This is a genomic window from Saccharothrix australiensis, assembly GCF_003634935.1.
GTDB classification, from domain to species: domain Bacteria; phylum Actinomycetota; class Actinomycetes; order Mycobacteriales; family Pseudonocardiaceae; genus Actinosynnema; species Actinosynnema australiense.
The window spans coordinates 7,292,830-7,307,372 of sequence record NZ_RBXO01000001.1 but is presented as its reverse complement, the minus strand read 5'-3'; the positions used below and the strand labels follow the sequence as shown (position 1 = coordinate 7,307,372).

Genomic DNA, 14,543 nt, shown 5'->3' with positions numbered 1-14,543 from the left:
GGGCAGCCTACCGGCGGCGCGGCGGGGCGATCACCAAGGGGTCGGGCACGTGCCCGGCGGCAGTTGGTCCCGCTGTCCGGGCGGCCACCACGGCGGCAGCGGTGCGCACGGCGGCCCCGGGCGCGCGGGCGGCGGCTCGGTGGCGGGCGGCGGCTCGGCGGTCCGCGGCGGTGGCGTCGTCGTGGGCGGCGCGCCGGGCTCGGTCGTGCCGGTGGGCGGGCCGGGCTGGGGCGAGCCGGGTTGGGTCGGGTCGGGCGGCGGGCCGGGATCGGTGGTCCGACCGGGTTCGCCGGGCTCCGTCGGGTCGCCGGGCGAGGGGTCCCCGGCGGGCGGTGGCGCGGTCGGCGGGGTGGTGGCCGGTGCGGTGGTGGCCGGTGCGGTGGTGGCCGGTGGGCTGGTGGTCGTCGGCGCGCCGGGCGCGGCGGGCCGCTCCGGGGTGTCGCCGTGGCCGGGGTGCGGGTGGACGGGCACCTCGACGGTCCTCGACGCCGAGCCGAGGGTCGCCGTGACGGTCACGGTGCCGCCCCCGAACGGCAGCCCCAGCGCCCACACCGACAGGCGGAACGCCTCACCGCGGTCGAGGTGCTCGGCGCAGACGACCCGGTGCCGCGTCCGGTGGCAGTCCGGGCGCAGGGCGACGAGCACCACGTGGCGGTCGGACTCGACCACGAGCTCCAGCCTGCCCGCCCGGCCGCCGGTGTTGGTGGCCTTGATGTCGAGGCGCGGGTCCCAGTGCCCGTGGTGGCCCTTGCGGACCTGGAGGTCGAGGTCGTCGTCGGCGGGCCGGATCGCCACGTCCACCCGGATGCCGACGGAGATCGCGGAGCCCGCGCTGACCGTGCCGGTGATCAGCCCGGTGGTCGCGTCGTGGTCGGCGCGCAGGCGGAACCGGAAGGTCACCGACCCGCCGGGCGGGATGCCGCCCGGCGCGGCGCAGGTGATCGCGCCGCCGCCCGCCGGGCAGTCCACGGTCCGGTCGGCCGCCCCGTCGAGCCGCAGCAGCCCGAGGCCCGTCAGCGACGCGGCCGGCCCGACCGACCGGACGCCCGGCGGCAGCGTCAGGGCCGCGGTGGCGGGCTCCGAGGCAGTCCCGCCGGTGTTGCGCACGGTGATCGGCAGGTCGACCGGCGGTGAGTCGGGTGTCAGCGTGAACCCGCTGGGCACCGTGGGCACCAGCACCGGCGGCTCGGGTTCCGGTTCGGGCTCCGGCTCCGGTTCGGGTGAAGGGGTGGGTGTCGGTCCCGGTGACGCGCTGGTCGTCGGTGCGGGCGTGGTCGTCGGCGCCGGTGTGGTCGTCGGCACGGGTGTGGTCGTGGGCGCCTGCGTGGTGGTCGCCGGGGGTTCGGTCGTCGTGGCCGGCGGGTCCTGCGTCGGCGGCGACGGCAGCGGCGGCACCGACGGCTGCGGTGACCGGGTCGCGCTCGTCGCCGGTGGCGGCACGCTCCGCGCGACGGGCGTCTCCTGCTCGCCGCCGGACGCCAGCCCGATCGTCACGGCGATCACCAGCACCGCCGCCGAGACCGCCGCGCCGAAGAGCTGCCGAGGCACGGAACCCGCCGCGTTCGCCGCGCCACCTGCCCCCGCGCCCGCCCCGACGGCGGCGGCCGTGGCGGCCTTCGCGGCGGACGCCGTCGTCGCCAGGTAGCCCGCCGCGCCGGTGCCCAGCACCAGCGGTGCGATGAACCCGCGCAGCGCGCCGTTCACGTCGGCCAGCTCGGCGGCCAGCCCGCGGCAGTCCGCGCACTCGTCCAGGTGCGTCTCGACCTGGGTGGTCTCGCGCTTGGACAGCCCGCCGCGGGTCCACGCGCCCAGCCGGTCCACGGTGGCGCGGCAGCGGTCCGCGGTGGTCTCGGCCAGGTGCACCTGGAGGTACGCCTGGCGCAGGCCCTCGCGGGCGCGGTAGGCCAGCGCGGACACGCCGTTCGCGGTCAGCCCGAGCAGGGGCGCGACCTCGGCGGGCGACTGGCCCTCGATCTCGGTGTGCCACAGCACGGTCTGCCAGCGCTCGGGCAGCCGGGCGAACGCCCGCGCGGCCAGCGACCGCTCCAGGCCGGCCACGGCGGTGTCCCGGAACGGCACGGACGTCGCCTCGGTCGCGCCGGCCACGGCGGTGACGTCGTCGGCGAGGTCGACCCTCCGGTCCCGCCGGGTCTTGTCGTACGCGGTGTGCCGCAACGCGGTCAGCAGGTAGGCGCGGAACGCCGAGTCCGGCCCGCGGCCGGCCCGGAGCGTGTCCAGCACCTTCGCGAACGCGTCGGACACCAGGTCGTCGGCCTCGGCGGACGACCGCGCGAGCTGGCGGGCCAGGTTGTAGGCCGCTCCCACGTGGCGTTCGTAGAGCTGGCCGTAGGCGTCGGTCGCCCCGCCGCGCACGGAGTCGATCAGCTCCGCGTCGCTCGGTCCCTGGACGTCAGCAGGAACGGTCGCCACGTGATTTCCCCTCCTCGCGCGCCGCCCAGTGTGACTCACGGGGTGGCGGGCCGTCACCAGGAACCCCCCAACCGACGAGCCGTTGTGCCGTCATGGCGGAGCCGTCGCGACGTCTCGTAGGGGAGACCCGAGGCAGAGGGAGGCATCCGGGTGGGTGTTCGGGAAGCGGCGGCGGACGGCGCGGGCAATCCGGTGGTGGCGCGTCGGTGCGGCGCGGACGTGCGTGCCCTCAGGTCCCGGTGGCGCACGGCGAGCCTGGCGGCCGGGTGGTCGTACCCGGCGGACTGGCCGCTGGAGGAGGTCGACGAGGTCTGCGCGGTGGTGCTCGCGGGTGCGGACGCGGGCCACGAGCTGTACCGGCTGGGCGCCGCGCGGGCGGAGGCGGGCGCGGGGCTGGCCGAGACGCTGCTGGACCTGGCCGCGCTGCACGCGGTGCTGGCCGAGCCGGTCGGCTCGGCCGGGATCGTGTCGCCGAACGTCGACGCCATCCCGGCCCGGATGCTGCGGACGACCGCGCTGGGCTGGGGCGACGTGATGAGCGCGCAGGCGGCGAGCTGCGCCGCGGACAACCCGTTGACCGGGTTGGCGACCGGCGCGTACCTGCGGACCAGGCTGCGCGAGGTGTACGCGGAGGCGCGGACGTCCGGCCGCCGGGACCACGTGCTGGTGTTCGTGTCGCTGGACCTGGGCCGCACGACCGGCTGGTCCCGCGTGGTCGCGATGACGCTGCTGGCGGACGCGTTGCGGGAGGTGTTCGACTCGGGCCAGACGATCGCTTCGGTGGGCCCTTCGGTGGCCGCGGTGCTGCTGAAGCCCGACGCGAACCTGCACCGGTCGGTCGTGAACCTCCGCCTGCTGGCGGCGGACCGGCTCGCGGTCGACCCGCACGTGGCGTCCACGGGGCCGGTGGAGGTCTGGCTGGAGCCGCTGCCGGCCACGTACGAGGAGGTTGGCGAGTTGCTTTGCCGTTACTCGGTGGATGGGGGGATTGGGCGGTAGGTGGGGCTGGGGAGGGGGCAGGGAGAGGGGAGGGAGGGAGAGGGGAGGGAAGAGCAGGGCGGGAGCGGGAAGGGCGCGCGAAGAACAGAGGCGGGAGCGGTGAGACAGGGGTAGGGCTGTGTTGGATTTGCCGCGACTTCGTCGCGGCGGCTCGGCCGCCTTTTTGTCGGGCCGTCGCGCCTGATTTCCCGTCGATCGAAAAGCGTGATCGACGGGAAATGAGGCGCGACAACCCGACGCGGCCTCGCGGGCGCGGGAGCAAGTGGGAAGTGGGGGGCGGGAGCAAGTGGGAAGTGCGGGGGCGAGGGCGAGGGAGCGGCGGAGCGGGGGGAGCGGGGGCGAGGCGGCACGGCAAGGGGCGAGTCGGCAGGTAGGCGTGTGGGGTGTGGCGTGTGGGGAGTGGGGTGTGGGGAGTGGGGTGTGGGGTGGTGGCGTTGACAAGGAGGTGGTGTGCTGGTTGTCTACTGTTCTAGTTGACTAGAACACTTTGGAGGCGTCGGGTGGAGTTCCGCATCGACCGGTCCAGCGGCCTCCCCGCGTACCTCCAGCTCGTGCGGCAGGTCCGGGAGGCCCTGCGGTTGGGCTGGTTGGAGCCGGGGGACCGGCTGCCCACCGTGCGCGACGCGGTCCGCAGCGGCGGCGTCAACGCGAACACCGTGCTCAAGGCGTATCGCGAACTCGAACTGTCCGGCCTGGTCGAAGCGCGCCAGGGCGCGGGCACGTTCGTGAAGACCGGCCTCGGGTCGACCGACCCCGGTGTGATGGCGGAGCTGCGGGAGCGGCTCGCCGACTGGGTGCGGGAAGCGCGGGCGGCCGGCCTGGACGCGGAGGACGTGGACGCGCTGGTGCGGTCCGTGCTGGCCAACGTCGACGGTGGTCAACCGCCGGGCGGACCGGGAAGCGCCGGCCCAGCCGGCGAACAGACGACCGAGGGAGAAGGGGTGGCGGTCCGATGACCACTACCGTCGAGGAGCCCGTCGACACCGCCGCCGCGGTGCGCGCGCGGGGCCTGGGCAAGCGCTACCGCACCAAGTGGGCGCTGCGGGACTGCACGTTCGAGCTGCCCGCCGGGAAGGTCGCGGCGCTGGTCGGCGCGAACGGCGCGGGCAAGACGACCCTGATGAGCGTGCTCGCGGGCCTGCTCGCGGCCGACGAGGGCGCGGTGGGCACCGCCGGGCGGGTCGCGTTCGTGTCCCAGGAGAAGCCGGTGTACCGGAACTTCACCGCCGACGACGTGCTGCGCATGGGCGCGCACCTCAACCTCCTGTGGGACCGGCAGCGGGCGGTGCGCTGGCTGGAGCGGTTCGAGGTCCCGCTGGACCGGGCGTGCGGCAAGCTGTCCGGCGGCCAGCAGGCGCAGGTGGCGTTCGCGCTGGCCATCGGCTCCCGCCCGGACGTGCTCATGCTGGACGAGCCGCTGGCCAACCTCGACCCGCTGGCCCGCCGCGAGGTGACCGGCGAGCTGCTCGCCGAGGTCGCGGAGACCGGCATGACCGTCCTGCTGTCCACGCACGTGGTCGCCGAGCTGGGCGGCGTCGCGGACCACCTGCTGCTGCTCGCGCACGGCAGGCTGCTGGCCGGCGGCGACCTGGACGACCTGCTCGCGCAGCACGTCAGCTACACCGGGCCGCGGTCCGAGGCGCCGCCCGTCGTCGGCGAGGTCGTGGAGGCCCGCCACCGAGGCGGCCAGTCGACGTTCCTCGTCAAGCTGCCCGAGGGGCAGTCCCGGCCGGTGGTCGCCGGCCACTGGGCCGAACGGCCCGTGACCCTGGAGGACTACGTGCTCGCGCAGCTCGCGGCAACCCGGAAGGGGATCGGCGCATGACCGCCACCACCACCGCACCGGTGTCCACCCCGCCGCGGCGGCGGACCGGGGTCGGCTGGGGCGACCTGGCCTGGCTGACCTGGCGGCAGCACCGGTGGCAGCTCGGCGGCCTCGGCGCGGCCGTCGCCGTCGTGGCGCTGTCCTGCCTGATCATCGCGTGGACCATCAACGCCACCGGTACGGCACTGCACGGCTTCCTCGGCCTCGGCGGGTTCGGCGGGGCGATCCAGCTGGCCTCGCTCCTCCCGGTCGCGTTCGGCGGTGTCATCGCGGTGTTCTGGGCGGCCCCGCTGCTGGCCCGCGAGTACGAGCAGAAGACCTACGTCGTGGTGTGGAGCCAGGACCTCACGCCCACCCGGTGGCTGGTGGGCAAGGTGGTCCTGCTCGGCGTGCCCGCGGTGGGACTGGCGGCGGCCCTGGGGTCGGCCGTGCTGACCGCGCAGCACGCGATGAACTCGGTGACCGGCGGTCACCCGGCGTACCGGGCGTTCGAGGACGAGCACTTCGAGGCCATGCCGCTCCTACAGATCGGGTACGCGGCGTTCGGTTTCGCGCTCGGCCTGGCGTTCAGCGCGGTCACGCGGCGGACCGTCCTCTCGATGGCGGTGACCCTCGGCGCGTTCGTCGCGACGCGGTTCGCGGTGGCGAAGTTCTGGCGGCCCCACTACCAGGCGCCGGAGCGCGTGCTCTGGCCGTTCGGCACGCGCGACCAGGGCAGTTCCGACCGCATCGACGACGGGGTGATGTACGTCAAGTCGGGTTACACGGACGCGGCCGGCAACCCGGTCGAGTACCCGCTGGAGTGCAACGTGCGGTCGGCCGGTCCCGACAACGGCTTCGATACCTGCATGCGGGAGCACGGCGTGGTCAACACCTACCTCGACTACCAGCCGGTGGACCGGGTGGTGCCCTTCCAGCTCATCGAGACCGCCCTGTTCGTCATCGCAGCGGCAGCCCTACTGGTACTGGCGTTCAGGCTCGGCCTACCCCGCTCACCCCGCCGAACCACCCCCACCACCTGACCCCGCCCCGCCTCCCGCCTCACCCGGCCACACCCCGAACCCGCGAGGCCGCGTCGGCCTGTCGCGCCTGATTTCCCGTCGATCACGCTCTTCGATCGACGGGAAATCAGGCGCGATGGGCCGACTTCCAGGCGGCCTCGCCCGCCGTCTGCGGAGCAGCGGCCATCCAACACAGTAGACTGCCCTCCCCGTGGACTCCCGTACTCGTCTCCCCGTCGTCGGCATGGTCGGCGGTGGCCAGTTGGCCCGCATGACGCACCAGGCGGCGATCCCGCTGGGCCAGTCGCTGCGCGTGCTCGCCGAGTCCGACTCCGACCCCGCCGCCCTCGTCGCGCGGGACGTGGAGCTGGGCAAGCACACCGACCTCGACGCGTTGCGGGCGTTCGCCAAGGGCTGTGACGTGCTGACGTTCGACCACGAGCACGTGCCGCAGGAGCACCTGAAGGCGCTGGTCGCGGACGGGGTCAAGGTGCACCCCGCCCCGGCGGCCCTGGAGCACGCGCAGGACAAGCTGGTCATGCGCGTCAAGCTCGCCGAGCTGGGCCTGCCGGTGCCGCCGTTCAGCGCGGTGGGGGACGTGGCGGACGTGGTGCGGTTCGGCGCCGAGCACGGGTGGCCGTGCGTGCTCAAGGCCGTGCGCGGCGGGTACGACGGGCGGGGCGTCTGGATGCTCAACACCCCGGAGAGCGCCCGGCGCGCGGTGCCCGAGCTGCTGGCCGCCGGCACGCCGCTGATGGTGGAGCAGTGCGTCCCGATGCGGCGGGAGCTGGCCGCGCTCGTGGCGCGGTCGCCGTTCGGGCAGGGCGCGGCCTGGCCGGTCGTGCAGACCGTCCAGCGGGAGGGCATCTGCGTCGAGGTCCTCGCGCCCGCGCCCGACGCCCCCGGTGAGCAGGTGCAGGAACTGGCGCTGCGGGTCGCGGACGAGCTGGGCGTCGTGGGCCTGCTCGCCGTCGAGCTGTTCGAGACCGCGTCCGGGCTCGTCGTGAACGAGCTGGCGATGCGCCCGCACAACTCGGGCCACTGGACCATCGAGGGCGCGCGGACGTCCCAGTTCGAGCAGCACCTGCGGGCCGTGCTGGACTACCCGCTCGGCGCGACCGACCTCGTCGCGCCCGCCGTGGTGATGGCGAACGTGCTGGGCGCGGCGGACGCGCCCGAGCTGGGGCCGGACGAGCGGCTGCACCACCTGTTCGCCCGGTTCCCCGACGCGCACGTGCACCTGTACGGCAAGACCGAGCGGCCGGGTCGCAAGATCGGCCACGTGACGGTGCTCGGTGAGCGGATGGCCGAGGTGCGCGAGCGGGCCCGGCTCGCGGCGCACTGGCTGTCCGACGGAGTGTGGCTCGACGGGTACGACATCCACGGAGGACAGCAGTGACGTCAGTCGGCGTGATCATGGGCAGCGACTCGGACTGGCCGGTGATGAAGGCCGCCACCGAGGCGCTGGCCGAGTTCGACGTCCCGTTCGAGGTCAGCGTGGTGTCCGCGCACCGGACGCCGCAGCGGATGCTCGACTACGCGGCGTCGGCCGCCGGGCGCGGGCTCCAGGTGATCATCGCAGGCGCGGGCGGCGCCGCGCACCTGCCGGGCATGGTGGCGTCGGCGACCGTGCTGCCGGTGATCGGCGTGCCGGTGCCGCTGAAGTACCTGGACGGCATGGACTCGCTGCTGTCGATCGTGCAGATGCCGGCGGGCGTGCCGGTGGCGACGGTGTCCGTGGGCGGCGCGCGGAACGCGGGCCTGCTGGCGGTCCGCGTCCTGGCGGCGGCGGACGCGGCGCTGCGGACGCGGATGGCCGAGTTCCAGGCGTCGCTGGAGCGCCTGGTGCTGGAGAAGGACGAAGCGCTGCGGGCGTCGCTCTAGTCGGTTCGGGGCCTGTTGCCCACGGTGCGGGGCTCGCCGCGGTGAACGCGCGCTAACATCTCGGTAGAAGGCCCTACCGGGAGGTAACTTAACGTGGACCCGAGTTTCGGTACCTACCAGCTCGCGGAGGAGCACGAGGCGCTGCGCGAGGCGGTCCGGTCGCTCGCCGACAAGGAGATCGCCCCGCACGCGGCCGAGGTCGACGAGCAGGAGCGCTTCCCGGTCGAGGCGCTGAACGCGCTGGTCAAGGCCGGTTTCGGTGCCGTGCACGTGCCGGAGGCGTACGACGGCCAGGGCGCCGACTCGGTGGCCACGTGCATCGTGATCGAGGAGGTGGCGCGCGTCTGCGCGTCGTCGTCCCTGATCCCGGCCGTGAACAAGCTCGGCACCATGCCGATCCTGCTGTCCGCGTCGGAGGACCTGAAGCGGCAGGTGCTGCCGTCCATCGCGTCGGGCGAGGCGATGGCGTCCTACGCGCTGTCCGAGCGCGAGGCGGGCTCCGACACGGCGTCGATGCGCACGCGGGCGCGGCTCGACGGCGACCACTGGGTGCTGAACGGCACGAAGTGCTGGATCACCAACGCCGGCGAGTCGACCTGGTACACCGTCATGGCGGTGACCGACCCGGACGCGCCGAAGAAGTCGCAGGGCATCTCGGCGTTCGTGGTGCACAAGGACGATCCGGGGTTCGTCGTGGGCTCGAAGGAGCGCAAGCTCGGCATCAAGGGCTCGCCCACGCGGGAGATCCACTTCGAGAACTGCGCCATCCCCGCGGACCGCATCATCGGCGAGCCGGGCACCGGCCTGAAGACGGCGCTGCGCACGCTCGACCACACCCGCCCGACGATCGGGGCGCAGGCGGTGGGCATCGCGCAGGGCGCGCTGGAGGCCGCGATCGCGTACGTGAAGGACCGCAAGCAGTTCGGCAAGTCCATCTCCGAGTTCCAGGGCGTGCAGTTCATGCTCGCGGACATGGCGATGAAGATCGAGGCGGCCCGCCACATGGTGTACGTGGCGGCGGCGAAGGCGGAGCGCGGTGAGCCGAACATCGGGTTCATCACGGCGGCGGCGAAGTGCTTCGCGTCGGACGTGGCGATGGAGGTGACGACGGACGCCGTGCAGCTGTTCGGCGGCGCCGGCTACACCCGCGACTTCCCGGTGGAGCGCATGATGCGGGACGCCAAGATCACCCAGATCTACGAGGGCACGAACCAGATCCAGCGCGTCGTGATGTCGCGCGCCCTGCTCAAGGGCTGAACCGACGACCCGACCGCGGCCCGGAGGCACCCGACCTGCTCGATCGGGGTCTCCGGGCCGCGGTCGGGTGCTCGGTCAAGGCGGGTGCCGGCGGGTTACGCGGCGGTCGGGTTGGTGGCCAGGTACTTCTCCAGCCGGTCGTAGCTGGTGTCCGCGCCGTCCGTCATGCCGCTTTCCATCGCCCGGTCGCGGTCGGTTTTTGACGGGTACTTCATGGTCTGCACGACGGTCGTCCGCGAGCCGTCCGCGATGAACTCGGTCGTGTTCACCGTCTCCGCCCAGCCCTCGCCCCACGCCTCGGTCTGCACCATGCGCGAGTGCGGCGTCACCTCCAGGTACGTGCCGGTCATCCCCATCTCCGTGCCGTCCGCCCGGCGCCACACCATGCGCCACCGCCCGCCCGCCCGCAGGTCCACCTCGCACACGGGCATCGTCCAGCCGTCCGGGCCGAGCATCCAGTGCACGATGTGCTCGGGCTTGGTGAACGCGTCGAAGACCAGGTGCTGCGGCGCGTCGAACGTCCGCGTGACCGCGACCTCCACGTCGGACGGCGTGCTCCACAGCGCGGCGGTGTCAGTGGCCATCTTCCTGCTCCTTCATCCGTTCCAGGTACGCGTCCAGTCGGCGGTAGCTGTCGTCCCAGAACCGGCGGAACCCGTCGGCCCACTCGCTGACCTCCCGCAACGGCGTCGCGTCGAGCGTGCAGGGACGCCACTGGGCGTCCCGGCCGCGCACGATGAGCCCCGCCCGCTCCAGCACGCGCAGGTGCTTGGACACGGCCGGCCCGCTCATCGCGAACGGCGCGGACAGCTCCTTCACCGTGGCCGCGCCCTCCGCCAGCCGGGCCAGGATCGCCCGTCGGGTGGGGTCGGCCAGCGCCGCGAACACCGTGCTCAGCGGATCGTCTGCCATCGCTACCTAACCACTTGGTTATCTAACTGACTGGTTTTCTACGCGCCTGTCGGGAACCTGTCAACCCGGTCCCGGTCCCGAAACTTGTTGAATCTTCATATAACGTCGGTCGCGTACTGCAAACGGAGGAAGGGGATGCAGGCATGGTTCGGGACGTGGCGGCACTCATCGGGCGGATCGGCGTCGGCGTGGTGTTCATCGCCCACGGCTGGCAGAAGTTCACCGAGTGGGGCCTCGACGGCACCGCCCAAGCCTTCCAGGGGATGGGCGTGCCGCTGCCCACCCTGTCGGCGTGGTTCGCGGCCATCGTCGAGCTGGCCGGCGGCGCGCTGCTGATCGCGGGCGCGGCGCTGCCGGTGGTCGGCGTGCTGCTCGCGCTGGACATGCTCGGCGCGCTGATCATCGTGCACCTGCCCAACGGCCTGCTGGGCCAGGGCGGCTACGAACTCGTGCTGGCCCTCGGCGTCGCGGCGCTCGCGCTGGGCTTCAACGGCGGTTCGCTGACCGTCGACCGGCTGATCCGCCGCAAGCAGCCCGCGGCGGCCTGACACCGGCACCGGCCGGGCCGGGCGGGCAACCCGCCGGCCCGGCCGGTGCGGTGTGCGCGGTCGGTGAGGAGGGGCGCGGTCGGTTCCGGCGTCGGCGGGCTCAGCCCACCAGGTCGAGCGACGTGTGCTCGCTCGCGCGGCGCGCGGGCAGCCGGTCCGGGTCCGCGTTGCTGCACTGCACCAGCGACCCGCCGCCCGCCAGCACGGCCAGGAAGCCGTTCAGCAGCCCGTCCGGCTGCGTCCACTCGACCGTGGACAGCACCCGCACCTCCGCCGTGATGCCCAGCGTCGCCGCCCGCTGCCGCGCCTCGGCGACCACCTCGTCGACCGTGGACCTGCCGAGCGCGGGCGTCGAACCCGGCACCGGCGCCCACGGCACGAACTCGTCGCCGAACACCCGCACCTCGTCCACGTAGTCGAACTCGGCGCCGCAGCCGACGCCCATCGGGTGCAGCGACACCGTCGCCACCTGCCCCGCGCCGCTCACCGTCACGCCGGGCGGCACGAACGCCACCTTCGCGCCCGCCGGGTCGTCGGTCACCGCCGCGCCGCACCACCACGCGCCCAGCAGCACGCCGGCGGTCTGCCAGTGCGCGGGCAGCAGCACGGCCACCGGGTCGCCCGGCTCCACGTCCAGCTCGTCACGCAGCCAGTTCGCCGTCTTCGCCGCCCAGTTGCCGATCGTGGCGCGCGACAGCTCGACCCGCGTGTCGGCGGCGTCGTCGTAGTGCGTGATCAGGGGCTTGCCGGGACCGGCGGCGAACAGGGGCGTCAACAGGGCTTCCGTGACGGTCATGGCGCCAACCCTGCCATCCGGCCGCACCCGTCCGCAGCCGGGGGTCCGGGTGATCATCATCGGACGCCGGGCGGCAGGTCAGTCGACGCAGGGCGGTCCCTGCGCGGCGAGCTGCCGCCTCGGCCCGTCGGAGGGCATGCCCCGCCCGCCGGAGGACCCGCCCTGCCCCTCGAACGACACGGCCTGCCCGCCGCCGAACCGCTGCGTCGTCGCCGTGGGCGTCGCGAGCGGCGTCGCCGGCGCCGTGGGCGTCGCGGTGGGTGTCGCCGTGGGTGTCGCCGTGGGCGTCGGGGTCTTCTCGCCCAGCACCTCCGCCACGAACGCCTTCACCTGCGGCCGGTCCACGGTCACGACGCTCTGCCCGCGCTCGTTGAGCGTGCCGACGCTCGTCACCGGGATGGTCTTGAACTCCACGGTGCCGCCCGCCAGGCTCTGCGCCTGCTCGGCCAGCGTCGACAGGTCGAACTTCTCGTCCACCACGACCGACTTCGACATCGCGTCGAGCAGCCCGCTCAGCTTGCCGGGGTCGGCGAACGTCCCCGCGGACAGCAACTGCGACACCGCGGCCTTCAGGAACACCTGCTGCCGCGTGATCCGGCCCAGGTCGCCGCCGGGGATGTTCTTGCGCTGCCGCACGAACGCCAGCGCGTCGCCGCCCGCGATCGTCTGCACGCCCGCCCGGAAGTACGCGCCCGAGTCGGGATCGCTGGTGGCGCGGTTCAGGCACACCTCGACGCCGCCGATCGTCTTCGTCAGCAGGTAGAACCCGTACAGGTTGATCTCGGCGTAGTGGTCGACCCGGACACCGGTCAGGTCCTGCACGACCTGCACCAGCGCCCGCCGCCCCGCCTGGTCGCCGAGCTTGGCGCGCTCCTGTAGGTCGCCCACGCCCTCCGCGGCGAGCCGTTCCATCGTGGTGAACCTGGTGAGCCCGTACGCCCCGTTGATCTTCTGCTCGCCGTGGTCCGGCAGCGGCACGGACACGTCGCGCGGGATGGACACCGCGTGCACCTGGCCGCCGTTGCGGGGCACCCGCAGGACGATGATCGTGTCCGTGTTGACGGTGTCCGTCGCCTCGGTGCGCAGCTCGCGCAGCACCCGGTCCGGTAGCGGCCTGCCCTGCGCGTCGGTGCGGCTGTCGCTGCCCACCAGCAGGATGTCCAGCGCGCCGTCCTCGGCGGGCGGCGCGTTCGGGATGTCGGACAGCTCCGCCAGCACGTCGGTCTTGTTCACGCTCTGCTGCACCCGCTGGACCGTCGACCAGCTGTACCCCGCCACCACCAGGACGGCCGCCGACAGCAGCGCCAGCAGCGCGCGTCCGGTGATCACCGCGGCCTTCACGGGCGGTCCTCCTCAGGCGGTCGACGGTGTCCGATCGGGCTAACCGCCTTCGGCCGGTCGGACGCCGGTGTCGCCGGGAGGCAGCGTGGTTCAGTTGACGCAGGCCACACCGCCGGCGGTGATCGGCGGTGTGGGGTTGTCGGTGGGCACGGCGAGCGTCCGCGCGGCGCCCGCCGAGGACGTGTCGGGCTTGTCGGCCGGCGCGAAGTCCGCACCGACGTAGACCAGGACCTGTCCCCCGGGCACGGAGTCGTCCTCGGTCGTCGTGGCGTTACCGCCCAGCGCGGAGAGCACCCGTTCGGCACTGGCCTGCTCGCCCGGCGCGTGGCGCACGACGGTCGCGTCCAGGTAGTTGCCGGGCGTGGCCTGGCCGCGCTGGAAACCCTTGCCCACCAACATCTCCAGCACGTTGGTGGCCTGCCCGGCGATGCCCGAGGAGTTGATCACCTGCACGGTGACGGCCGACGGCGGCGGTCCGGCGGGTGTGGTGGACGGCACGGACGAGCCGGACGGCGGCGCCGGGTCCGCGGCCAGGCCCTTGATGAACGAGCGCACCTGCACCGGGTCCACCGGGAGCACGTTGCCGTCGCTCCAGGTGTCCGTCGGCGGGCCCACCGGGATGGTGCGGAACTCGATGTTGCCCGACACCAGGCCCTGCATCTGCTCCGCGAACTCCGAGATGTTCCAGCGCTCGCTGAGCACCACGGAGCTCTTCACCGCGGCCACGAGCTGGTCGAGCTTGGCGAAGTCGGTCAGGGTGCCGGTGGACAGCACCTTGCGGGCCAGCGCGCCGATGAACACCTGCTGCCGCACGATCCGGTCCAGGTCGCCGCCGGGGAGGTTGTTGCGCTGCCGCACGAACGACAGCGCCTCCGCGCCCGCCACGGTCTGCCGCCCCGCCGGGAAGTCCGCGCCCGAGTCGGAGTCCCGCGTGGCCTGGTTCAGGCACACCTCGACGCCGCCGATGGCCTTCGTCACCTCGTAGAACGACGCGAGGTTGACCTCGGCGTACCGGTCGACGGTGACCGCGCCGCCGGTCAGGCCCTCGATCGTCCTGATCAGCGTGCGCCGGCCGGCCTGGGTGGACTCGCGCTCGATCCGCGCCTCGTCCGTCATGCCCTCCTCGCGCAGCCGCTGCGACGTGTCGTTCTTCTGCCGCGCCAGGGCCGAGTTCAGCTTGTGCTTCCCGAAGCCGTCCGCGATCTCCACGTAGGAGTCGCGCGGGAACGAGATGGCCACCGCCCGCGTGCCGTCCTGCGGGATGTGCACCAGGATCATGGTGTCGGTGTTCAGCGTGCCGTCCGCCTTGCCGCCGTTGAGCAGCGCCAGCACCTCTTCGGACAGCGGCTTGCCCTGCGCGTCGGTGCGGCTGTCGCTGCCCACCAGCAGGATGTCGATCGCGCCGTCGAGCGGCTTGCGCGCCGCGCCCTGCTCGGCCACCGACGAGGGGATGACGTCGGTCGTCGCGATGCCCTCGTCGATGTCGCGCAGGTAGCTCCACCCGTACCACGTGACGAGCAGCACAGCGGCCGACACGAGCGCCAGGAGCG

The 14,543-nt window shown here is 73.5% G+C and carries 14 protein-coding genes; 8 read left to right on the top strand and 6 right to left on the bottom strand.

The features are described 5' to 3' along the window. Window positions 1-30 precede the first annotated feature (30 nt). Complete coding sequence (locus C8E97_RS31120) at window positions 31-2,430, bottom strand: sigma-70 family RNA polymerase sigma factor (protein WP_121009274.1); 2,400 nt, start codon at window positions 2,428-2,430, stop codon at window positions 31-33. 150 nt (window positions 2,431-2,580) lie between these two features. Between C8E97_RS31120 and C8E97_RS31115 the strand changes: the two genes are divergently transcribed. The 7 genes from C8E97_RS31115 to C8E97_RS31080 all read left to right on the top strand — a co-directional run bounded on the left by C8E97_RS31115 (window position 2,581) and on the right by C8E97_RS31080 (window position 9,396). Then, window positions 2,581-3,429 carry a GGDEF domain-containing protein gene (locus tag C8E97_RS31115; RefSeq protein WP_246019282.1) on the top strand — a complete coding sequence of 283 codons (849 nt, stop codon included), beginning with the start codon at window positions 2,581-2,583 and terminating at the stop codon, window positions 3,427-3,429. Window positions 3,430-3,929: 500 nt separating this feature from the next. Further along, window positions 3,930-4,385 (top strand): GntR family transcriptional regulator, encoded by a 456-nt coding sequence (locus tag C8E97_RS31105; protein ID WP_121009270.1) that lies wholly within the window; start codon window positions 3,930-3,932, stop codon window positions 4,383-4,385. Beyond that, complete coding sequence (locus C8E97_RS31100; protein ID WP_121009268.1) at window positions 4,382-5,254, top strand: ATP-binding cassette domain-containing protein; 873 nt, start codon at window positions 4,382-4,384, stop codon at window positions 5,252-5,254. Before C8E97_RS31105 ends, C8E97_RS31100 begins: the two co-directional genes overlap by 4 nt. After that, entirely contained in the window at window positions 5,251-6,276 is a 1,026-nt protein-coding gene (locus tag C8E97_RS31095) for an ABC transporter permease (protein WP_121009266.1), read from the top strand. The genes C8E97_RS31100 and C8E97_RS31095 overlap by 4 nt, the downstream gene beginning before the upstream one ends. A 190-nt stretch (window positions 6,277-6,466) precedes the next feature. Next, window positions 6,467-7,654: a 5-(carboxyamino)imidazole ribonucleotide synthase gene (locus C8E97_RS31090; RefSeq protein WP_121009264.1), complete on the top strand. Its 1,188-nt coding sequence runs from the start codon at window positions 6,467-6,469 to the stop codon at window positions 7,652-7,654. Window positions 7,655-7,671: 17 nt separating this feature from the next. After that, window positions 7,672-8,139: a 5-(carboxyamino)imidazole ribonucleotide mutase gene (purE, locus tag C8E97_RS31085; protein ID WP_121012784.1), complete on the top strand. Its 468-nt coding sequence runs from the start codon at window positions 7,672-7,674 to the stop codon at window positions 8,137-8,139. Window positions 8,140-8,232: 93 nt separating this feature from the next. Continuing rightward, entirely contained in the window at window positions 8,233-9,396 is a 1,164-nt protein-coding gene (locus C8E97_RS31080; RefSeq protein ID WP_121009262.1) for an acyl-CoA dehydrogenase, read from the top strand. A 95-nt stretch (window positions 9,397-9,491) separates the two neighbouring features. On the opposite strand, the gene C8E97_RS31075 is transcribed toward C8E97_RS31080, so the two are convergent. Together C8E97_RS31075 and C8E97_RS31070 are read right to left on the bottom strand one after the other, a co-directional pair. Continuing rightward, window positions 9,492-9,980 carry an SRPBCC family protein gene (locus tag C8E97_RS31075; RefSeq protein ID WP_121009260.1) on the bottom strand — a complete coding sequence of 163 codons (489 nt, stop codon included), beginning with the start codon at window positions 9,978-9,980 and terminating at the stop codon, window positions 9,492-9,494. Then, window positions 9,970-10,308, bottom strand: a complete 339-nt coding sequence (locus C8E97_RS31070) for an ArsR/SmtB family transcription factor (RefSeq protein ID WP_121009258.1) — start codon at window positions 10,306-10,308, stop codon at window positions 9,970-9,972. Before C8E97_RS31070 ends, C8E97_RS31075 begins: the two co-directional genes overlap by 11 nt. A gap of 143 nt (window positions 10,309-10,451) precedes the next feature. Here C8E97_RS31070 and C8E97_RS31065 point away from each other — a divergent pair, with 143 nt between their 5' ends. Continuing rightward, complete coding sequence (locus tag C8E97_RS31065) at window positions 10,452-10,856, top strand: DoxX family protein (RefSeq protein WP_121009256.1); 405 nt, start codon at window positions 10,452-10,454, stop codon at window positions 10,854-10,856. A gap of 100 nt (window positions 10,857-10,956) precedes the next feature. On the opposite strand, the gene C8E97_RS31060 is transcribed toward C8E97_RS31065, so the two are convergent. From C8E97_RS31060 to C8E97_RS31050, 3 genes are all read right to left on the bottom strand, one after another. Next, complete coding sequence (locus C8E97_RS31060; protein ID WP_121009254.1) at window positions 10,957-11,652, bottom strand: TIGR03089 family protein; 696 nt, start codon at window positions 11,650-11,652, stop codon at window positions 10,957-10,959. Window positions 11,653-11,730: 78 nt separating this feature from the next. Further along, window positions 11,731-12,993: an LCP family protein gene (locus C8E97_RS31055; protein ID WP_121009252.1), complete on the bottom strand. Its 1,263-nt coding sequence runs from the start codon at window positions 12,991-12,993 to the stop codon at window positions 11,731-11,733. Window positions 12,994-13,083: 90 nt separating this feature from the next. Continuing rightward, the gene (locus C8E97_RS31050; RefSeq protein WP_246019281.1) at window positions 13,084-14,529 is read right to left on the bottom strand and encodes an LCP family protein; all 1,446 of its coding nucleotides are present in this window, start codon (window positions 14,527-14,529) and stop codon (window positions 13,084-13,086) included. Window positions 14,530-14,543 lie beyond the last annotated feature (14 nt).